This is a genomic window from Brenneria izbisi (assembly GCF_025840185.1).
Taxonomy (GTDB): Bacteria; Pseudomonadota; Gammaproteobacteria; order Enterobacterales; family Enterobacteriaceae; genus Brenneria; species Brenneria izbisi.
This window is the reverse complement of record NZ_JAMPJU010000003.1, coordinates 296,480-316,875: the sequence shown is the minus strand read 5'-3', so window position 1 is coordinate 316,875 and position 20,396 is coordinate 296,480. Positions and strand designations below refer to the sequence as shown.

At 53.0% G+C, this 20,396-nt stretch carries 21 protein-coding genes; 7 read left to right on the top strand and 14 right to left on the bottom strand.

What is annotated here, in order from left to right:
- Window positions 1-41: 41 nt before the first annotated feature.
- Genes NC856_RS06535 through tamA form a run of 3 tightly spaced genes read right to left on the bottom strand, consistent with a single transcriptional unit; the run spans window position 42 to window position 6,120 of the window.
- On the bottom strand, window positions 42-389 hold the full coding sequence (locus NC856_RS06535; protein ID WP_264089616.1) for a gamma-glutamylcyclotransferase family protein: 348 nt from the start codon (window positions 387-389) through the stop codon (window positions 42-44).
- A 2-nt stretch (window positions 390-391) separates the two neighbouring features.
- Window positions 392-4,405 (bottom strand): autotransporter assembly complex protein TamB, encoded by a 4,014-nt coding sequence (gene tamB / locus NC856_RS06530; protein WP_264089615.1) that lies wholly within the window; start codon window positions 4,403-4,405, stop codon window positions 392-394.
- On the bottom strand, window positions 4,402-6,120 hold the full coding sequence (gene tamA / locus NC856_RS06525) for an autotransporter assembly complex protein TamA (protein ID WP_264089689.1): 1,719 nt from the start codon (window positions 6,118-6,120) through the stop codon (window positions 4,402-4,404). Before tamA ends, tamB begins: the two co-directional genes overlap by 4 nt.
- Window positions 6,121-6,571: 451 nt before the next feature.
- Between tamA and msrA the strand changes: the two genes are divergently transcribed.
- Both msrA and NC856_RS06515 read left to right on the top strand, forming a co-directional pair.
- Entirely contained in the window at window positions 6,572-7,213 is a 642-nt protein-coding gene (gene msrA / locus NC856_RS06520; protein ID WP_404802309.1) for a peptide-methionine (S)-S-oxide reductase MsrA, read from the top strand.
- A 314-nt stretch (window positions 7,214-7,527) separates the two neighbouring features.
- Window positions 7,528-8,829, top strand: a complete 1,302-nt coding sequence (locus NC856_RS06515) for a hemolysin family protein (RefSeq protein ID WP_264089614.1) — start codon at window positions 7,528-7,530, stop codon at window positions 8,827-8,829.
- A 51-nt stretch (window positions 8,830-8,880) separates the two neighbouring features.
- On the opposite strand, the gene NC856_RS06510 is transcribed toward NC856_RS06515, so the two are convergent.
- Window positions 8,881-9,087, bottom strand: coding sequence for a DUF1107 domain-containing protein (locus NC856_RS06510; protein ID WP_264089613.1), 207 nt, complete (start codon window positions 9,085-9,087; stop codon window positions 8,881-8,883).
- A gap of 286 nt (window positions 9,088-9,373) precedes the next feature.
- Window positions 9,374-10,114: a 3'(2'),5'-bisphosphate nucleotidase CysQ gene (gene cysQ / locus NC856_RS06505; RefSeq protein WP_264089612.1), complete on the bottom strand. Its 741-nt coding sequence runs from the start codon at window positions 10,112-10,114 to the stop codon at window positions 9,374-9,376.
- Window positions 10,115-10,358: 244 nt separating this feature from the next.
- Between cysQ and NC856_RS06500 the strand changes: the two genes are divergently transcribed.
- Entirely contained in the window at window positions 10,359-12,314 is a 1,956-nt protein-coding gene (locus tag NC856_RS06500) for a bifunctional 2',3'-cyclic-nucleotide 2'-phosphodiesterase/3'-nucleotidase (protein WP_264089611.1), read from the top strand.
- A 276-nt stretch (window positions 12,315-12,590) separates the two neighbouring features.
- Here the strand turns inward: NC856_RS06500 and NC856_RS06495 are convergent, their stop codons facing one another.
- Together NC856_RS06495 and fklB are read right to left on the bottom strand one after the other, a co-directional pair.
- Window positions 12,591-13,022: a DUF2502 domain-containing protein gene (locus tag NC856_RS06495; RefSeq protein ID WP_264089610.1), complete on the bottom strand. Its 432-nt coding sequence runs from the start codon at window positions 13,020-13,022 to the stop codon at window positions 12,591-12,593.
- 241 nt (window positions 13,023-13,263) lie between these two features.
- Complete coding sequence (gene fklB, locus NC856_RS06490; protein ID WP_264089609.1) at window positions 13,264-13,884, bottom strand: FKBP-type peptidyl-prolyl cis-trans isomerase; 621 nt, start codon at window positions 13,882-13,884, stop codon at window positions 13,264-13,266.
- Window positions 13,885-14,141: 257 nt separating this feature from the next.
- Between fklB and NC856_RS06485 the strand changes: the two genes are divergently transcribed.
- Window positions 14,142-14,855, top strand: a complete 714-nt coding sequence (locus NC856_RS06485) for a LysM-like peptidoglycan-binding domain-containing protein (RefSeq protein ID WP_264089608.1) — start codon at window positions 14,142-14,144, stop codon at window positions 14,853-14,855.
- An 82-nt stretch (window positions 14,856-14,937) separates the two neighbouring features.
- Here NC856_RS06485 and rplI read toward each other — a convergent pair whose 3' ends face one another.
- From rplI to rpsF, 4 genes are read right to left on the bottom strand one after another with little or no spacing between them, the layout of a single operon-like run.
- Window positions 14,938-15,390 carry a 50S ribosomal protein L9 gene (rplI, locus tag NC856_RS06480; protein ID WP_264089607.1) on the bottom strand — a complete coding sequence of 151 codons (453 nt, stop codon included), beginning with the start codon at window positions 15,388-15,390 and terminating at the stop codon, window positions 14,938-14,940.
- A gap of 41 nt (window positions 15,391-15,431) precedes the next feature.
- On the bottom strand, window positions 15,432-15,659 hold the full coding sequence (gene rpsR, locus NC856_RS06475) for a 30S ribosomal protein S18 (RefSeq protein WP_048637617.1): 228 nt from the start codon (window positions 15,657-15,659) through the stop codon (window positions 15,432-15,434).
- A gap of 4 nt (window positions 15,660-15,663) precedes the next feature.
- Entirely contained in the window at window positions 15,664-15,981 is a 318-nt protein-coding gene (priB, locus tag NC856_RS06470) for a primosomal replication protein N (RefSeq protein ID WP_264089687.1), read from the bottom strand.
- An 8-nt stretch (window positions 15,982-15,989) separates the two neighbouring features.
- On the bottom strand, window positions 15,990-16,382 hold the full coding sequence (rpsF, locus tag NC856_RS06465) for a 30S ribosomal protein S6 (RefSeq protein ID WP_264089606.1): 393 nt from the start codon (window positions 16,380-16,382) through the stop codon (window positions 15,990-15,992).
- A 123-nt stretch (window positions 16,383-16,505) separates the two neighbouring features.
- Between rpsF and tssD the strand changes: the two genes are divergently transcribed.
- Together tssD and NC856_RS06455 are read left to right on the top strand one after the other, a co-directional pair.
- Window positions 16,506-16,886 (top strand): type VI secretion system tube protein TssD, encoded by a 381-nt coding sequence (tssD, locus tag NC856_RS06460; RefSeq protein WP_264089686.1) that lies wholly within the window; start codon window positions 16,506-16,508, stop codon window positions 16,884-16,886.
- Between the two features lie 4 nt (window positions 16,887-16,890).
- Window positions 16,891-17,634: a DUF4225 domain-containing protein gene (locus NC856_RS06455; RefSeq protein WP_264089605.1), complete on the top strand. Its 744-nt coding sequence runs from the start codon at window positions 16,891-16,893 to the stop codon at window positions 17,632-17,634.
- Window positions 17,635-17,971: 337 nt separating this feature from the next.
- Here the strand turns inward: NC856_RS06455 and yjfP are convergent, their stop codons facing one another.
- The gene (gene yjfP, locus NC856_RS06450) at window positions 17,972-18,724 is read right to left on the bottom strand and encodes an esterase (protein ID WP_264089604.1); all 753 of its coding nucleotides are present in this window, start codon (window positions 18,722-18,724) and stop codon (window positions 17,972-17,974) included.
- A gap of 85 nt (window positions 18,725-18,809) precedes the next feature.
- Here yjfP and bsmA point away from each other — a divergent pair, with 85 nt between their 5' ends.
- Window positions 18,810-19,115 carry a biofilm peroxide resistance protein BsmA gene (bsmA, locus tag NC856_RS06445; RefSeq protein ID WP_264089603.1) on the top strand — a complete coding sequence of 102 codons (306 nt, stop codon included), beginning with the start codon at window positions 18,810-18,812 and terminating at the stop codon, window positions 19,113-19,115.
- Window positions 19,116-19,187: 72 nt separating this feature from the next.
- Here bsmA and NC856_RS06440 read toward each other — a convergent pair whose 3' ends face one another.
- Complete coding sequence (locus NC856_RS06440) at window positions 19,188-19,586, bottom strand: DUF350 domain-containing protein (protein ID WP_264089602.1); 399 nt, start codon at window positions 19,584-19,586, stop codon at window positions 19,188-19,190.
- Window positions 19,587-19,625: 39 nt separating this feature from the next.
- Window positions 19,626-20,357, bottom strand: a complete 732-nt coding sequence (gene rlmB, locus NC856_RS06435; protein WP_264089601.1) for a 23S rRNA (guanosine(2251)-2'-O)-methyltransferase RlmB — start codon at window positions 20,355-20,357, stop codon at window positions 19,626-19,628.
- Between the last annotated feature and the right edge of the window lie 39 nt (window positions 20,358-20,396).

Sequence of the window (20,396 nt, the reverse complement as noted above, 5' to 3'; positions counted from 1 at the left end):
AGCAAACGCCGTCCGGCTATGGGCTGCGGCGTTGCAGCGTGTTAAGGCGCCTCATCGCGTTTCAGCCAGTCCCCGCTGGCGATACGCGGCACCCCAGCTACCGAGTGCTTATAAAGATAGATCCAGGCGTTCCCCAAAGGGGTCGAAATCAACTCACGCTGATACTCGTGGCCGTCGCGCTTTAACGCATCAAGCTCTGTCAATATTGACGAACTGATGCGATACACTTCGCAATGAATCTCCCCATCACCCACAACTACCGCCGGATAATGGCCGAGGTTGTACAACTCATACCCATTGAGTTGACAATCCCCTAACCACTGCGCGTTGGTCATCCAGTGACTATTTCCCTGTTTGCGTCGTAAACTGCCGTAAACAATAATTCGCATCGTTAAAACTCAAACTGATAGAGCACATCTAATGCCTGGCTAATCCCAGACACCGCTTCCAAGTATAACTTTGGCATTAACCGGTAACGTAGCGTTAACGTCGCCAAAGAATCAAATATCCCCACACCATATTTGACTTGCAGGCCGGGAAGAACGTAACCGCTGACCACAACCTGAGAATTGTCGCCAACACCCTGTGTATCCAGAGCTAAATTACTTACGCCAAAGGCCTCGCCGATTTTACCCACAACTTGACCGCTTTGTGCAACCCCTAAACCAACCAACATCGAAGTCATGGCGGCGCTATCCGCGCCGCTGCTCTCCAGACCTTGCCCGCGCAGCAAATAAGACAAGGCTTCCTGCTGCGACATGGTGGGGTCGGAGAACACATCGAGTTTCGGCGTGCTTGCCATGCCGGTGACCCGAACGCCTACCGTCACGTCATCTTCCGTGTTGTCTGGGTTACGGATCGCTTCAATGTTCAGCACCGGTTGATCCGGCGGGCCGGAGAACAGGATCAGGCCCTTACGGACAATCAGATCCTGCCCGTAAGCCTTGAAGCGACCGGAAGGAATATCTATCTGGCCGTTCAAGCCCAACCCGCGCTCATCCTGAACCATGTTCAGATCGCCCTGCAAACGGGCGATCAAACCGAACGCATCCAGTCGCACATCATTGCCGACACGAATAGTCAGGTTACTGTTGATGGGGATGGCCGCGGAAGCCTTTTCCAGCGGCTGGCGCTGCGCATCCAGCATCACTTCATCGGATGAAACGCCCACCGCGCTTTCCGGCATATCCTTAACCACAATTCGCGCCCAGGGGATGCTGACGGAGCCGTTCAGCGCGAACAGTTGCGGCGTGGCCTCAAAGACGATATCCGGCGATACATCCAGACGCGCCGTCGGCGGCAGCGTAACGCGCAACCGCTGGCCTTTTGCCGCAATGCGCGCACGCCAGGCATCCGGCTGCGACCAGTCCGCGTTGCCGCCCAGATTCAACTGGCCGTTATCGGTTTTCAGGAATCCCTGCAATGTGGAGGACATCCCATTAAAACTCACCGCCAGACGCCCGGTGGTGAGATCAATCGGCATCCAACTGCCGTCAATATCCACTCTTTCCAATGCCATCTGACCGAATATCTGGGGCTGCTGCGCATTGCCAGCCAGACGCAGATTCGCACTCAGCATCCCCTCCGCTTTTTCCCCTGTGCGCAATATCGGGTTCAACAGCGCCAGAGAAAGCGCATTGATAGTGACATTACCGCCAAGATTGCGTTGTCCCTGCGGATCGGTGATCTGGATATCGCCGCTGAAACGTCCGTTATCCCGAATCGCCATCAGCCAGCCCAGTTGCGCTCGTCCGCGATCAAGACCGGCGTTCAGCGTGAAGGTGTCAAACGCCACCGGCAGCGTATTCCCCTGTACCTGCTGACGCACATTCACATTGTTGCCCACCAGCGTGATTTTCGCCTGCGGCAAATCCTGATCAGCCTGCCAACTGACGTCAGCGCCGCCGCTGAATGTTCCCGCCAGCACCGTATCCTCACTCAGGAACGGCTTGAGCATCGCCAAATCAAAGCGATTAAGGCGGATAGCGGCCTGTCCGCTCGGCCCGATCTCAATGGTTTGCGGCACGCAAAGTCCCGCATTGGGGTTACGCCAGCAATGCGTGCCGATACTGACTTTCTGCTGCGCATGCTGATAATCCAGCGCGATCGCCTGTGTCAGATTCCATTCCCCAACCGGGGTATCAAACCGGGTATTGCTCAACGAACCGCGCCAGCGCTGCGCCTGACGGTCAAAACTTCCCGACAACGCCAGTTGACCGGCAACCGGCTCGCCCTGAAGATTCAGACGTAGTTGATGCTGCTGCTCGTTACCTTCGGCATTCAGCGTCAGCAAACCGATGTTCAGGCTATCCTGACGCAATTGCTCAACGCGCACCGCAAGCTTGCCCGCAACCTGCCCGGTTGGAGACGATGGCGCGGCAGACGGTTGCCCGGAACGGACGTCAGCATCCACTTTTATCTGGCTGATGGTCATCGTCTGCCAGCGCAGGCCCGATGCGGTAAGATCCGCCAGGATCTGCGGCTCGCGTAAATTGCCGCGCAATCTCAGGGTTCCCAGCGCGCGACCGGCAAGACCGGGCAGTATGCCGGTTAACGCCGGCGCATTGAGATCGGCATCCAGTCGCCACTGATCACTCAGTTCGCCATTGATGTTCAATTGGTTACGTCCCAGCGCCAGATTCAGCCCCGGTATTTGCCACTGTCCCGCCGCGTTGCCGCGTAATTCGCCTCTGGCGGTCAGCTTGTTCTCCTTCACATTGCCATCCAGACGCAGTTCCGGCACCTGGAGTTGCCAGCTTCCGCCATAAACGCTGCCCCGCGTAGTGATCTTGCCATCCACCTTCGCGGGCCATTCCGACCATTGCTGCGCGGTATTGATCCCCTTGAGCAGCAATTCACTGCGCCAACTGATGGCTTTACTCCAGTCCACCAGCGCGCTCAGGTCGGCATTACCCTGCAAGACGGCGACACGCAGCCGGGTTAAATTGAATTGCTGAACATTGCCTTTACCGTCCAGCAGCAACGTAGCCGACGGCAAATCCGTTGCGCGAATATCACTGCGTAACGACAGCGCATAGTCCGTCGCTTTTCCGTTGAATCGCACGCGCAGATCGTTCGCCTGATATTGCGCCTCGCCGGTCAGCGGCCAGCGGACCTGTGCGGATTCCAGCGTCAGCGCCAACGGCAAGCCAGCTTCCGCCAGCTTGGTTTGCGCCGTTAACTGCGCGCGTTGCGGGCCAGACAGATTCAGCGCCACGTTGAGTTGTTCGCGCAACCCGCCATCGACCGTCAGCTTAAGTTTTTCGCCTTTCAATGGATCAACATTCAGTACGCCATTGGCCGACAGGGATACCGGCCAATTTTCACTAAGCGTCGCCTCGCCCCGGACATTCAGCCCGCCCTGCGGCGATTGCACCACCAACCGATCCAGACGCAGATGCTGATTTTGTGTGGATGCCTGCATCATCAGATCAGAAATCAGTATGTCCTGATCGCCGGTCAGCCGCAGTTGTTGCGCATGGATGTCTGTAATCGTCACATCCAGCGGTAACGTGAACTGCGGTAAATCCGGCAGGAGAGGTTTGGAGAATAGTTCGCTCAGACGCTCACCCAGCGGCGCTTCCTCCGGTTGCGTCGTTTCCTGACTCGCGGTTTTCAGCGGCGGCGATGCGGGGGAGACTGACCGTTTTTTGGCTATCTCAATCTCTTGCGAGGCGCCGTTTTCAATCGACTCGCGTACCGTGTTGGTGGTTTCCTTTACCACTGCGGCGACTTCGGCGGCGGTAACTTTTCCATCCTCCAGCACATCAACCGGCGTTTTCGGTAAGGCGACCAACAGCGCGCTGATTTTGGTTGGCAGCAGCGTAAGCGCCCGTTCCCGCCATTGCATCCCGGTGCGCAACGATGCCAGCGAAATGGCGGTGTCATCCACCGTGATCTTCACATTATCCAGCGTCAATTGACTCAGCGAGATGGGAAACGGCGCGGACAACGCCGTCAGCGGCTCGCCGGATGCCGGGGGCGTTTCTGTCGCAGGAAGCGCCGTGGTATCCACCGTTACGTCAACATCTTTTGCCGACAGGTCATTTATACAAAGCTGGCTTTTACGCAAACAACCGGTAGCCAGCGATAAATGGAACTCGCCCGCGCGCACCGTCACGCCGGGCATGTGATAACTGACCTGCCGGAGCGTGAGATCGCGCCAACCGCCGCTGACCTGCGCAATATCCAGTCCCGGCACAAAACGCGCCGCGCCGTTCAACAGCAGGTGCAAACCTGACGTCGTCCCGACCAGCAATACCAGCGAGATCAGGCTTAACAACAGGAAAGCGCTGATGCCAATGCCCAGTCTTTTAAGCCATTTACCCCGTTTTTTCGTGCTCACTTCGCGTGCCGCGTCGCCATCGTGGGTCGAGGTTTTGTTTTCTTTCATCTCTTCCGTCATAACTCAGGCCCCAACGCGATATAGAACTGCACGCCATTTTTTTCGGGATCGCCGACTGGCATGGCGATATCCAGCTTCACCGGGCCAATGGGAGAGGCCCAGCGAATACCCACACCGGCCCCGGTTTTGAAATTGTCTTCCTTGATGTCATTTACCGCCTCGCCGGAATCGACAAACATCGCGCCCCACCATTTCCCGGTAAAGTTGTACTGATACTCCAATGAACCGGTCGCCAGTTTAGAGGCGCCGGTCAGTTTGCCTTCGCTGTCACGTGGTGAGATCGATTTGTATTTGTAGCCGCGAATGCTGCGATCGCCGCCAGCGAAGAAACGCAGAGAAGGCGGGACACGCGAGAAACTATTGGTTTCAATCCACCCCAGATTGCCGCGGGCGACAAACCGGTGTTTCTCCGCCAGGGTTCTGATCCAGACGTTTTGCGCCTGAAAAATCGCAAAATCAATGTCCGATCCCCACAGAGTATCGGAAACATCGATCGAATAACGCTGGGAATCGCCCCAAACCGGCATTAATCCACCGCGCTGGCGGGTACGGTTAATACTCACGCCGGGATAAATCAGCATGGTCGTGTCGGTCACGCTGCCTTGTGTAAAGTGGTCGAGGCTCCAGCGCAGATTAATCGCCCGTTGCCAGCCGCTGGAGAGATCCCAGTAGCGCGCCACATTCAGCGTGGTGGCATCGGATTGGGTGTCGTTGAGGTCTTCGCGCTTAAAGCCGCCCTGCAACAGGTAATACTGTTCCAGCGGGTTTTTCAATAGCGGGATCTTATAGCTCAGGTCGAGCGATTGCTCTGGCGCCGATACGCTCAGACTGCTCTCAAGACTATGACCGCGAGAGTTAAGCCAGGGTTTGTTCCAGGTGGTTTTAAAACGCGGCCCCACATCGGTCGCGTAGCCTACCCCGGTTTCGATCTGATTACGGGTTCGCGGGCTGACCACCGCTTCCAGAGGCAGAACCTTGGTGGTTTTCGATTGTTCAAAATCAGGCGAAACCACCACCGAATTGAACCAGCCCGTCGCGGACAGACGGCGGTTTAGCTCGCCTAATTCTTCACTGCTGTAAACGTCGCCCGAATGGAAGGGCACCAGATTTTGCAGATAATCGTCGCGGATTTGCGCGCCATGAAATGTTACCTTGCCAAAGCGGTAACGTTCGCCGCTATCGAAATCGATATCCCAGAATGCCAGTTTCTCTTCGCGCTGGATCCCTAACTGACTGCGTTGGAAATGAGCATCGAAATATCCTTTACGCAGGGAGAGATTATTCAGCCCGCTTTTAAAGCTATCATAGTCACTGTGGTTCAACACTGAACCGATCGCGGGCTTATCGTCCCGCAATCGTTGCTGAAAATCGCTGTCGTCGCGGGCGCCTCCCCGCAGAATGACATTCACTTCGGCGATCCTGACCGGTTCGCCTGGCGTCACGCTGGCTATCAGAACAGGCCGTCCGCCATTCACGGCTGGCCTGAATTCAAAAGCAATCTGCGGATCGTAATACCCCAATGCGCGCAATCCCTGACGAATAGCCTCATCAACCCTGGCGCGAAAACGACCATCCGCGTTGACTTCATCGGCGGCGATGGTTGACAAGCGCGCACGCACATTTTTTTGCAACGCGCCTTCCAGCCCCGTCACCTGCAAACGAACATTGGCGGCATAGGTCGGCGGGGCGAACAACAATGCAGTTAATAAACTGATTGCGGTTAATAAACCGGATGCGCTCAATGCCTTAAAGGGACGATACCGTGGCACGCCAAAGCCAGAAAAGCCGAGTTTTGATCCTGTAAGAATGGTCACTGAACTCCCTGATTACATCAATCTGTCACACCAAATCTATAGCATGACTTTTATAACATCGCTGCGTTGACATCGGTTTTACTGCCGCGCGCATACGCACTGACCGGAGAAAAATCGGTCTCAATCGTGGTTGAGACGGCTTAGCCCATTAAGGTTAGCGATAAATACTGATTTTTTTCCTTAAAAATGGATTAAAACCTGTAAAAATTAAAGTGCAGCGTTATAGATAAACATAATCTTAACATTAAACAATCTTCAGTGATAAAGACAGAACAAAACTTCTCGGTTATTCTCTCAGTACCTGCTTTCGCCAAAATACCATGATAGCCACCGCCACGCGGGAGTTGACAAAGTGATATTTCATACCGATAAAACATTGCGTATAAAACCTTCGGACGCCCTACCGGGACGCACCACACCCATGCCGGTAGCCAGATTGCATGCGGTAAACGAGCGCTCGATGACGCACGTCCCGGATAATATGGATGTCGCCTTTTTCGCTATGGGATGTTTCTGGGGAGCCGAGCGTTTATTCTGGCAACAGCCCGGCGTCTATAGCACGGCGGCGGGGTATATCGGCGGTTACACGCCGAATCCGACCTATCGGGAAGTTTGCAGTGGAAAGACCGATCACGCTGAAGCCGTGCGGGTGGTGTTTGATCCCGCCGTTATCAGCTATAGCCAGTTACTGAAACTATTTTGGGAAAACCACGATCCTGCGCAGGGAATGCGTCAGGGCGGCGACATCGGCACGCAATATCGCTCCGGCATTTATACGCTCACGCTGGCACAGGAACAGGCCGCGCAGGAAAGCTATCAGCAATTTCAGCAGGCGATGCAAGCGAGCGGCGATAACCGCGCCATCAGTACCGAAATCGTCCCCGCAGGTCCTTTCTATTATGCTGAGGATGAGCATCAGCAATATTTGCACAAAAATCCCGGCGGCTATTGCGGATTGGGCGGCACCGGGGTTTGCCTGCCGCCTCAGCCTTGATCGCTGGCGGGACTTTCATCACTCCTGTTATACTGCGCACGTTATATCCAATTGATTTCCAGATGCGGACAAGTCGCTCCCCCCGCATCTGGGAATATGACAGAGATATACCCTGAATAATTCAAGTTGCGGCGACGCCCATTAATGGGATGAGTCATAAAGCCAACGCCCCGGCAACTTGAAGTATGACAGGATATTCATTTAACTCATTCGGGCTGACTTCCAGCTTTGTTAACGGGTAACCATGCGTTATCTGAAATGATTTATCTTTCTGAGGATCGTCTGTTCCCCTTGCGGGAAAATGCGAAAAAAACATGTTAAACAGTCTATTACTGATACTTCTGCTGATTGCCGTCAGCGCCTTTTTCTCGATGTCTGAAATATCGCTTGCGGCATCCCGTAAAATAAAACTTAAATTGATGGCGGATGAGGGAAACCTTAACGCCGATCTGGTGTTAAAGTTTCAGGAAACGCCAGGTATTTTCTTTACCGTTATTCAAATTGGCGTCAATGCCGTCGCTATTCTGGCGGGTATTATTGGCGATGCCGCCTTCTCCCCCACCTTATCCGCGCTGTTTGAGCAGTTTATGTCGCCAGAGGCAGCCGCAAAGATCAGCTTTATCTGTTCGTTCGTCTTGGTCACCAGCTTGTTTATTCTGTTTGGCGATCTGACGCCGAAACGCATCGGTATGATTGCGCCGGAAGCCGTCGCTGTGCGCATCATCAACCCCATGCGCTTCTGCCTGCTGATATTCCGTCCGCTGGTCTGGTTTTTCAACGGACTGGCAAATGTGATCTTTCGTTTACTGAAATTGCCTATGGTGCGTAAAGACGATATTACCTCCGACGATATCTACGCCGTGGTCGAAGCAGGAGCGTTGGCCGGTGTGCTGCGTAAACAAGAACATGAACTGATCGAAAACGTATTTGAGCTTGAATCACGCACGGTGCCTTCTTCCATGACGTCAAGGGAAAGCATTATCTTCTTCGATCTGCGCGAGTCCGAGCAGCAAATCAAAGAGAAGATTGCCGAACAACCGCACTCGAAATTCCTGGTTTGCGACGGTCATATCGACCAGATTGTTGGCTATGTTGATTCAAAAGATCTGTTGAACCGGGTGCTGGGCAATCAGAGTCTGGAATTGAACAGCGGCGTGCAGATCCGCCCGGCGCTGATCGTACCTGATACGCTCACCCTTTCTGAAGCGTTGGAGAGTTTTAAAACCGCCGGTGAGGATTTCGCCGTCATTCTGAATGAATACGCATTGGTCGTCGGTATTATTACACTGAACGATGTGATGACCACGCTGATGGGAGATTTGGTCGGTCAGGGGCAGGAGGAACAGATCGTCGCCCGTGACGAAAATTCCTGGTTAATCGAAGGCGGCACGCCGATAGAAGATGTGATGCGCGCCCTGAATATTGATGATTTCCCGCATTCGGGCAACTATGAAACCATCGGCGGCTTCATGATGTATACGCTGCGCAAGATCCCGAAACGCACGGATTTTGTACGCTTCTCCGGTTATAAATTCGAAGTGGTGGATATTGATAGCTATAAGATCGACCAGTTGCTGGTTACGCGTCTGGAAGCGGCTACCGCGAAGCCCGAATAAATCGGATAATACGCAAACAACAACGGCCCGCAGCGGGCCGTTGTTGTTTCGTCATCCCATTTCGGCCTGTAGCCTGATGACCTGACGGTTAACTTCGGACATCACCAGCAAATGCTGTTTATCCTGCTTCTGTGGCAGTAAAATTTTGCCGTAGTCGAATTCAAAAGCACCAACCCCCTTGATATACAGCCGCCCGCGAAACAAGGTTTTCACATACTTGGCAACTTTCATGGGATTGTAACGCTCGAAGATTTTCATTTTTTTTACTCTCCTCCCGTTTTACTTTTCTTTCGCCATCCCCGATCCAAAACAGACCAGGACTCAAAGCGCGAAGAAATGTTATCGGATGCCATACTTAGTCTCGCTGCAATGGGTTTAGTTCCCGTCCGAACAGCATCCTTAACTGTTTTTACACACGTTTACAGAAGAAATTTTAATTAATCGGCTTAGTGTTAGTATAAAAATTCATCGAACTTATCCCAAAGCCTGAGTTCGCAGCAGGTTGTGCTCTGCTGCGTCAGTCGCCGGATTGAAAAGCGCGCATTCAGAACAACGAAACCCTAAAACCGGGATTAAGGAACGATTCTCGCGGCGCGTAAGACAAGTCTTTTCCCTGCCAGTCATGAATCTGCGCGCCGGCGGCGGCGGCAACCGCGTGACCGGCGGCGGTATCCCAGATATTGGTCGGCCCAAAGCGCGGATAAAGCTGGGCCTTGCCTTCCGCGACCAGACAAAATTTCAAAGACGAACCGATCGCCACCGTCTGGTGTTCCCCCAACTGACTGAGATAGTCCTTCAGTTCCTGATCCGCATGGGAGCGGCTGACCACAACCAATGGCGGACGAGCGTCCAGAACCTGAATCTGACGACGTTCACCGTTCTCTTCCTTCCAGGCTTTACCATCCGCCGCGCAATACATCACATCGGTTACCGGCACATACACCACACCCAGCACCGCTTGCCCTTGTTCGATCAGCGCAATGTTTACCGTAAACTCACCATTGCGGCTGAGAAACTCTTTGGTGCCGTCCAGTGGATCAACCAACCAGTAGCGTTGCCAGTGCTGACGTTCCGACCACGATGGCGGGTCTTCTTCCGACAGTAACGGGATATCGGGAAATGCCGCCGCCAATCCTGCTCGAATAACCTGATGCGCCGCCAGATCCGCCGCCGTCACGGGCGAGTCATCCTTTTTATGCATGACTTCAGTAGGCCGATGCCCTTCATAAACCTGCATAATGGCGGCGCCTGCATCGCGGGCCAGTTGGCAAATATGTTCTAGCATTTTCCCACCTCATCGTTACGGGTTAATTACAGAGTGACGGATACTTCCCACGACTCGGACTTCCCTCCCATCATTCATTATACAGCGGTGAAGTTACCTACGATTATTGCCTTTATTCTGAGTCTCGTCACAATTTACCGTGATAATTCCCTCCAAATTCATAATTATATTGGAACATATCGAGGATAATCAGCCTTGACGGGCAAATTCACGTCCTGCCCCTTCGCACAGGAGTTAAGTAATAATGAAGCATTCGCTGGCGCTCAGCCTGCTTACCATGTTGGTGACCTCCACCGCTCAAGCCTCAATCGTTGATTTACGGGTAATGGCAACGACCGATCTGCACAGTAATATGATGGATTTCGACTACTACAAGGATACGCCAACAGAAAAATTTGGGCTGGTGCGTACCGCCAGCCTGATCCACGCGGCGCGCGAGCAGGCGACCAACAGCGTGCTGGTGGATAATGGCGACTTGATTCAGGGCAGCCCGCTGGGAGATTATATGGCCGCCAAAGGGCTGAAAGCAGGAGAAATCCATCCGGTTTATCAGGCGATGAACACGCTCGATTACGCCGTGGGCAATATCGGCAACCACGAATTCAACTATGGTCTGGATTATCTGCATAACGCCTTGGCTGGCGCGAAATTCCCCTATGTGAACGCCAACGTACTGGATGCCACAACCGGTAAACCGCTGTTTACCCCCTACCGGATCGAAAATAAATCGGTTAAAGACCGCGAAGGTCAATGGCATATTCTGCGTATCGGGTACATTGGTTTCGTGCCGCCGCAAATTATGGTGTGGGATAAAGCCAACCTTGCGGGGAAAGTCCGTGTTGAAGACATTACCGAAAGCGCCCAAAAGTGGGTGCCGGAAATGCGCAAACAGGGCGCCGATGTGGTTATCGCCATTCCCCACTCCGGGCTCTCAGCCCAGCCTTACAAGGCCATGGCGGAAAACTCGGTCTATTATCTGAGCCAGATGATGGGTATTGACGCCATTATGTTCGGTCATGCGCATGCCGTATTCCCCAGCAACGATTTTGCCGGTATCAAAGGGGCTGATATCAAGCGGGGCACACTCAACGGCGTGCCTGCGGTTATGCCCGGACAATGGGGCGACCACCTCGGCGTGGTTGATTTTATTCTGAATAATGACAGCGGGAAGTGGGTTATCGAACAGGCAACCGCGGAAGCACGCCCGATTTATGACAATGTGCAGAAAAAATCGCTGGCCGCCGAAGACGCAAAACTTATCAATATCTTGTCGGACGCGCACAACAACACCCGCGATTTCGTCAGCAAACCGATTGGTCAATCCGCGGACAACATGTATAGCTACCTCTCGCTGATTCAGGACGATCCGACAGTTCAAATCGTCAATAACGCTCAGCGCGCTTATGTGGAACACTTTATTCAGGGCGATCCCGATCTGGCCGATCTGCCGGTGCTGTCCGCCGCCGCGCCGTTTAAAGCCGGCGGGCGCAAAAACGATCCGACCAGCTACGTCGAGGTAGAGAAAGGCCCGTTGACCTTCCGTCATGCCGCCGACCTGTATCTGTATCCCAACACGCTGGTGACGGTAAAAGTTAACGGACAGGAGGTTCGGGAGTGGCTGGAATGTTCCGCGGGCCAGTTCAAACAGATAGATGTCAACAGCGGCAAGCCGCAGTCGCTGCTCAACTGGGATAATTTCCGCACCTATAATTTTGATGTTATTGATGGCGTTGATTATCAGATTGATGTCACGCAGCCCGCACGCTATGACGGTGAATGCGCCCTGATCAACGATAACGCGCACCGCATCAAAAATCTGACCTTTCAGGGCAAACCTATCGATCCTCAGGCGACGTTCCTGATCGCCACCAACAACTATCGCGCTTACGGTGAGAAATTTGCCGGAACCGGGGAAAAATACGTGGTGTTTGCCTCACCGGATGAAAACCGTGCTGTCCTGGCGGCTTACATCAGCGCTGAAACCCAAAAGTTCGGGGACGTGAAGCCGCAAGCGGACAATAACTGGCGGCTGGCGCCGATCGCCAGCGACACGCCGCTGGATATCCGCGTTGAAACCTCGCCGTCCGCCAAGGCTGGCGCGTTTATTAAAGAAAAAGCGCAATATCCACTGACAGCCGTCGGCACTGACGATACCGGGTTTGCGGTTTATCGCATCGATCTGCAAACCAGCGCACGCTAGGGGCGGCATCGCGTGGTTGAGTTTGATGACAAACGTTTACATCACGGAATGATTCTCTACCATGCAAAGAACGGAGACGATTTCGTGCGTGATCAATAAGCGGCATTTCTCTGTCGCGCTGGCACCACGCACGACTCAGGGCGCTCAAACGCCAGCGCCCTGAGAACCCGGACTTTTGGCGGGAATTACGCCGGAGAAAAAAACCGTGAAATATGCAGGCTGGCAGATGTTTGTCAGCAATCGGAACCACGGCGCAACGTGGCTTTTTTCCGTCCGTTAACGACGGAAAGCGCCGCGGTCATCACGATCGTACCGATCGTGGCCCCGTGCCTGACGATAGTCCCTTTTATCCCGAAAATCCCGACCAGGGCCGCGATCGTCAATGCGATACGGGCGATCAGCACGACGATGATCAAAACCTTTCGGGCCGCGTTGCTGCGCGCGCCACCAACTCGCTTCACGCCAGCGCCAGCCATCCCAATAGTGGCCATAACGATTACGTTCACCCTGGCGATAACCGCGATACTCACGCCACCACCGTTCGCTGCGCCAGTCATAACCGTCCCAGTAATTACCTCGCCGATCCCGGTCACCGATGTTCAGCGTCACACCGGGGAGCAGTTCGATACTGACGCTATCGGCCTCCGCCATTGGCGTCATGGCAAACATTCCTACTAACAGCGTACTAACGAACAGTGGCTTAAACATAACGTCACTCCATACATGCGCCAATGGCGAATGTGCAAAGATATACGGGGGAACAGTTATGTTCGCCATCAGACGCCAGCGCATTTTACTGGTTTTACGTTTCTTAACGATTTACTGACACGGTCTGTTCCAGACGCATGGAGGACAAAACCTGATCTGAGGTGGTTACCCGCGCAGGCGTAACATTTAGGCCACAGAAAGACGCTCAATAAGCGCCTTTCCGCTCTTTAGCAGATTAAGATTACAGAATCTCCAACAGTTCAACTTCAAAGATCAGCGCGCTGAATGGCGGAATAGACGCGCCCGCGCCACGTTCGCCATAAGCCAGATGATGGGGGATATACAGTTCCCACTTCGAGCCAACCGGCATCAGGGTTAACGCTTCAATCCAGCCTGGGATCACGCCATTGACCGGAAACTCCGCCGGCTGACCGCGCTGAACGGAACTGTCAAACACGCTGCCGTCAATCAAACGTCCGGTATAGTGCACACGAACGCGATCCTGACGCGCTGGGATGTCACCTTCGCCCTGAGTCAGTACGCGGAATTGCAGACCGGATTCCGTGCTGCTTACCCCCTCTTTGCGGGCATTTTCAGCCAGAAACTGTTGACCTTGCTCCGCCATCGCCTGCTGGCGCTCACGGCTTACCGCGTCAGCACGCTCGTGGACTTCGCGCAAGGCACGATGAACCACATCCACTGGAACCGCAGGCGCATTACCTTCCAACGCATCACGTAAACCCGCGAGCAGGGCTTCCGGGATCAAACCTTCAAGGCCAGATTCCTGTAATTGTTGACCAACCTGTAAGCCGATGCCGTAACTTGCCTGCGCTTCGACGCTATCAAAAGAAGGGGTTGTCATGGATGTTCCTTTTTATCTGTAAAAAACCGAAAGCGAAGCATAACAGCGCAGGAGATTAGGGTAAAATCCTGTATGCAGATGAACACAGGATTCATCGGCCAAACGCATAATCCTGGCCGGCTAACCTATACTGGTAAATCGAACACGTTGACATCACCGTTATCTTAAACATCAACGCGTTAACTGGTCATCATTAGCGAGTTATCGGTATACTGCGTTGTCTTTCTATTTTTTATACCGTTGCAAGAGAGGTTACCATGGGCAGAATCGCGCCCAGGAAGCGAAAAACAACCTGGGATTATCAAGCGCTATTACGCCTCTGCCAACGTTTTACCCGGCGCGGCCCAGAACGTTCCAGCGAGGATTTGCAGGAAAATTCGGGGGCGTCAGTGCGCTCATCAGGGCAACGGATTACATCATCCCTGAAAAAAATCTGGCATCTGCCCGACGGTTATCGTTGGATGGAACCGCTTCCGCCGTTCCATCGTCGTTGGATTTTAATCGCCATCGCTTTGCTGCTGGCGATCCTGCTGTGGCCTTACAATCCGCCTCAGACATCGTCGCCCCAGCCGATTAACGCGCCGGTGAAACAAGCTGACAACAGCGCTTCCATGCAGGCTGAAATCATTGAAAATCGCCCGCCACCAGAGCAGATGCCGGTTCTCCCGCCCGCAGAACCGGTCCAACCGGCGCCTCAGAATACGGAAATCCCCTGGCGTAACTATGAAATTGCTTCAGGCCAGACCTTAGCGCAGCTATTTCGTGACAACAACCTGCCGGTCGGCGACGTTTTCGCTATGGCTCAAGTGGAGGGCAACGACAAGCCGCTCAGCAACCTGCGCGCCGGTCAGAAAGTCAAAGTTCAGGTGAATGCGCAAGGCACAGTAACGGCGCTGGAAATAGAAACCACGGATAATCAACAAGTCAGATTCACCCGTCACGCCGATGGCGCGTTTACCCGTACCCGTTGACGGCACGCACGACTTTTCCCCGCTCCATAAACGCAAAACGCTGGCACAAGGCCAGCGTTTTACTCGTTAGCAAAAACGTTAATTACGCTTCAGCAACGACTACCACATTCAGCGTAGCGAATACATCGCTATGTACCTGGAAGCTCACTTCGTGCTCGCCCAGAGTACGCAGAACGCCATTCGGCAGGCGAACTTCGCTCTTCGCAACATCCACACCGGCTGCCGTTACCGCATCAGCGATATCGCGAGTACCGATGGAACCGAACAGTTTACCTTCGTCGCCTGCTTTAGACGCGATAGTAACGCTGCCCAGTTCTTTGATCTTGGCGGCGCGAGCTTCAGCAGCAGCCTGAACGTCAGCCAGTTTAGCTTCCAGTTCAGCACGGCGTGCTTCAAAGAACTCAACGTTTTTCTTGGTTGCCGGCACAGCTTTGCCCTGCGGAACCAGGAAATTACGAGCATAGCCCGCTTTAACGTTTACCTGGTCGCCCAGGCTGCCCAGATTTGCTACTTTATCAAGCAGAATAACTTGCATTACCTTATCCTCTCAAAGTCTCGTTAATGGACAGTGGCCGATTACTGATGACGATCAGTGTACGGCAACAAAGACAAGTAACGCGCACGCTTGATAGCGCGAGCCAGCTGACGCTGGTATTTTGCACGAGTACCGGTGATACGGCTCGGAACAATCTTGCCGCTTTCAGTGATATAGTTTTTCAGCGTAGCGATGTCTTTATAGTCGATCTCGATAACGCCTTCCGCGGTGAAACGGCAGAACTTGCGACGACGGAAATAACGTGCCATTTGGCTAGTCTCCAGAATCTATCAATTCAATCTGCTCGGCATGTAACACCAGCTTGCTCAGGCCATTGCGTCCTTGATGGCAGCTAATGAACCCGTGCACGGTGAGTTGCGTGCCGACCGTTATACTGTGGGTAAGTGCTTGTGACGTGGGTCCACTGACAATCACGGGCATACGACACCATGCTTGCCGGTTGAATCCGGCTTCCACCTGCGTTGATCGGTGCTCAAGCACAAACTGGCAATGTGGAATACCCGAAGGACTGACTTTACGAATGGGCGCCTTGCACACGGTGCCGGACAACGCCAGACGATTGGTCGTCACCACAACAATTACTCTTCAGAATCCCCTGCATCCACATCATCGCCAGCTTCAGCGAAATCTTCACGACGCTCACGGCGTTCGTCTTTCGCTTTAACCATCGGGGATGCTTCGGTTACCGCGTGCTTAACGCGCATAACCATGCTACGGATAACGGCGTCGTTGAAGCGGAAGTTTGTTTCCAACTCATCGATCACTTCCTGCGGCGCTTCAACGTTCATCAAAACGTAGTGCGCTTTGTGCAGTTTGTTGATCGGGTAAGCCAGTTGACGGCGGCCCCAGTCTTCCAGACGGTGGATCGTGCCCTGCGCACCGGTGATAGCACCGGTGTAGCGCTCGATCATACCTGGAACCTGTTCGCTTTGGTCAGGATGAACCATAAAAACGATTTCGTAATGACGCATCGAATTGCTCCTTACGGATTATTCAGCCTCCTGTCAGGGTCAACCGCGGCCCATGGAAGCAAGGAACGTGTATGTGTGTGCGGCTGAAAAAATGACGCGTAAGTATAGTGCCCTAATGCGGCAATAGCAAGACGGCGTTTAGCCCATCCCTTTACAAATCCTTTTAGGCCGGATAACACCCTTGAACACCATGACAATGTTGCGCTCCACCCTCTGGAAATAAGAAAACCGATCGATAAATCGTCCCCATTGCTGGCGATGGCGCTGAGTAACCATGAAGTATTGCAATGCGAATTCGCTTTCTATCGAATTTCTGAAACGGGCGGAATGGCGAAGTACTTCGTAATAAAACTCAGGGATGCCCGGATTGTCGAATTAAAGCTGTCAGCCCCGCATTCAATGACGCAAAATGAAATGCCGCCGCAGGAAAGCGTCTCCTTTAAATACGCCTGTATCGAATGGGAACACAGCAAAGCGGGCACCAGCGCCTATTGTTTATGGTGATATAATGTCAGCCATGAATCTGGAAAGAAAGATAACCCAATTAAACCGGCTGGCTAATGAGCTTGCGCTGCTGTATATCCAGGGCTATGAGGCCCGCCGGGCGTTTCTGAAAGAAATCTCCATGCTGACGAACCAGCTAAGACAACAGGTGCTTAACTTTTGCATAACGCAAGACGCGGCTATCCGTTTACTCGATAAAGAAATAAAAAACCTGAAAAAACAGCAGTTTGATTTATCGACGCAAAAGATGATGCAGTATTATGTTTTTGCAAAAGAGAAGAAAGCGCAATCTTTTAATATTATATTAAAACAGATTGGCTTTATCGGCGGGGGAACACAGGTCGTGGCCGGTATTGCCACCTGTGCGGCTTCTGCGGGTTATCTTTGCGCTGGCTTTGGCTCGCTGAATATCTCGCATGGCTTAAATAACCTCTATGAAAACGGTTATTACCTGTTGTTTAGAGAAAACCGTTCGGGCTGGACGCGGGACGCCTATCGAGCGATTGCTCAATCGATAGGCCAAAGTGAAAATCATGCAGATTTAGCCTATACCACCGTTGACTTGGGGATCTCCGCTTATGGGTTATCCAGGCATCTCGTGAGAGAAGATACCTTCCGACTTTTCAGGTATATTAATAGCGATTTTGTTCGTGGATGGAAGACAATGGGGCCAGTACCTTTGGTTGCTGATATTCTTGTTGACGTATCAACAATCAATGGAATTTACACATTATATAAAAATGAATGATATCATAATTTACTCATATGTTTGGCCTGTCTATGTATACATAACTGTATCCATAATCTGTTTTATTTTATTTTACAAAAGCAGGGTGATATTAATCATACTCGGTTCGTTTCATATGATCGCTTTTAGATATGATTTAAAAAATGCGCCTTTTTTTAAACTTCTTGATATCCCTATAAATTCAAGCATAAGTATTAACTATATCTCTTTATTCTTTTTCTTTACATGCTTACTTTTATATTATTTAGAAAACAAAAGAAACCTTTAACTTCTTCTTAATCATTCTGGCAGATCTATTCCTGCCAGAATCCGGTTTCAATAATAGATTACGATTGTGCTAAAAATGCCGCTGAAAAAAATCCGCCCCGGCCCGCAAAGCAGTGGGAGTAATGCGATGTCCGACGCCCGCTTCAGTCAGATAGAGAAGATTGCCATCCTGTCGGCTTTCGTGCAAAGCACGATAAAGACGTGCGCTTTCTTGCGCCGGCACCACGTCATCCGCCTCGCCATGCCATACCAGCAAAGGCCTGCCGGACAAGGCTGTCAGCCGGGAGGAAACATCATAGTCGGCAAGCGTGGCCGACAGTTGTCGCAATAACGCCTCCGCCCCCTCTTCGCCAGCCTCGACGGGGGGAAACAGAGTACGTGATAGCGTTGAGAAATAACCGGAACCCATAAACGCCGCGACAGCAGAAATCCAGGGATAACGCGCCATGCAACCCAACGCACTCATTCCGCCAAGCGACGCGCCGCAGACGCCGATGCGCTGGTCTGCGATCAGTCCGCGCTGTTGATACGCCGCAACGTAGTCAGGCAGTTCCTGAATATTTGATTGCAGAATATCCCAAAAGCGACGCAACCGGCGTGGCTCATCGCCGTCATAGCGAGCGCCGTGCATCAGGGCATCCGGCAGAATGACCCGGAATCCCGCGTTCGCCAGCGCATAACCGAAATAGGAGTACACCTCTTTTGACGAGGAATAGCCGTGAAAGAAAAAAATCGTCGGTAATGGCGCATCGCGTTTACCCGCCGGAACCGCGTGAATGACTTCAATGTCACGGCAAATCACCTCGACCGACATTTCAACCATCATCTTCCCCTCTGTTTTGCAGATCATGACATCCGCACGACGATAGCGCTACACTTCTGCTTTGCTTTCGTCCCAGGCTTAGTCGATGAACATTTTACGGATCTTTTTATTACCGCTGGTCATGCTGCTTTCCGCCTGCCAGATATTGCAGGGCAAGCCCGTCGCTGCTCCGCCGCCCGCGGATCACGCCCTTGAAATTACCTATGCGCAGGCCACGGCGCTGGAAAAGTTTGGGACAGTTTCGGTCACGGTTCATGGCAGCCCGGATGATGCGGAACGCGCGATTCAACAAAAGGCGGATGCCGGCGGCGCGCGCTACTATGTGATTGTTATGAAAACAGACACGACGCTTCCCGGCATGTGGCACGCCAGAGCAGTGCTGTATCGTTGACGTAGCCGACAAAAAACAGGGCAGTGGTTGCCCTGTGTTAGTATGCTTCTATGATTCATCAATCCCTATGATTCAATACGACATACAGGCGGCATTCAGAATGCCGCCGCTCAACGATGCCGCACCGAGAAATATGCCGGACGCGACTTCATTATCACGGATATGCTGGCTAAGCCCCGGCATATAAAGCCGCACCGCGCCGTAAATCAGCAGTTGAACCACCAGCGCCACGATGCCCCAGGTAATGTAATCGATCAGACTCACCGAGTTAATCGCCGCGCTGGATAGCGGGATCACATAGCCGATAAATGCCCCCGCGAACCCCACCGCCGCCGCGCGATTATTTTCTTTAATCAGCGCCCATTCATCATGCGGCGTGACGCGGGTATAGATAAACAAGAATGCCAGCACCATGACAAAACCAATGAAAAAGTAAGAAGCAAACGCCAATAACGCGGTAACAATAGTCATACCGTAAATGTCCTTTGGGTTGTTGTTGACAAGCGTGCGTCAGCCGCGCTGACGAACCGCTTCAAACAGGCACACGCCCGTCGCCACCGATACGTTCAATGACGATACGCTGCCCGCCATCGGGATACTGATCAACTCATCGCAGTGCTCACGCGTCAGCCGACGCATACCTTCCCCTTCCGCGCCCATCACCAGCGCCATCGGCCCGGTCAATTTGCTCTGATACAGCGTGTGATCGGCCTCGCCCGCGGTTCCGACGATCCAGACATGGTGCTCCTGCAACAATCGCAGCGTGCGCGCCAGGTTGGTCACGCTGATCAGCGGAACACTTTCCGCCGCGCCGCTGGCGACTTTCTTCACCGTGGCGTTCATCTGCGCCGAACGGTCGCGCGGCACGATCACCGCATGCACCCCGGCCGCATCAGCATTGCGCAAACAGGCGCCAAGATTATGCGGATCGGTAACGCCATCCAGCACCAGTAAAAAAGGGGTGTCCAGGCTTGCCAGTAGTGTCGGCAGATCGTTCTCCTGAAACTTTTTCCCTTCTTTAACTTTCGCGACAATCCCCTGATGCACCGCCCCCTCAGCCTGACTATCCAGCCACTGACGGTTCGCCACCTGAATCACGATACCTTGCGCTTCCAGTTCGGCAATCACCGGCTGTAGACGGCGATCATCGCGTCCTTTAAGAATAAAGACTTCCTGAAAGCGCTGGGGATCTCGCGCTAGTAATGCTTTAACCGCATGGATACCGTAAATAATTTCGCTCATTGCCACTCTTCAAATTAATCGTAAACAGGCCGTGTCTGC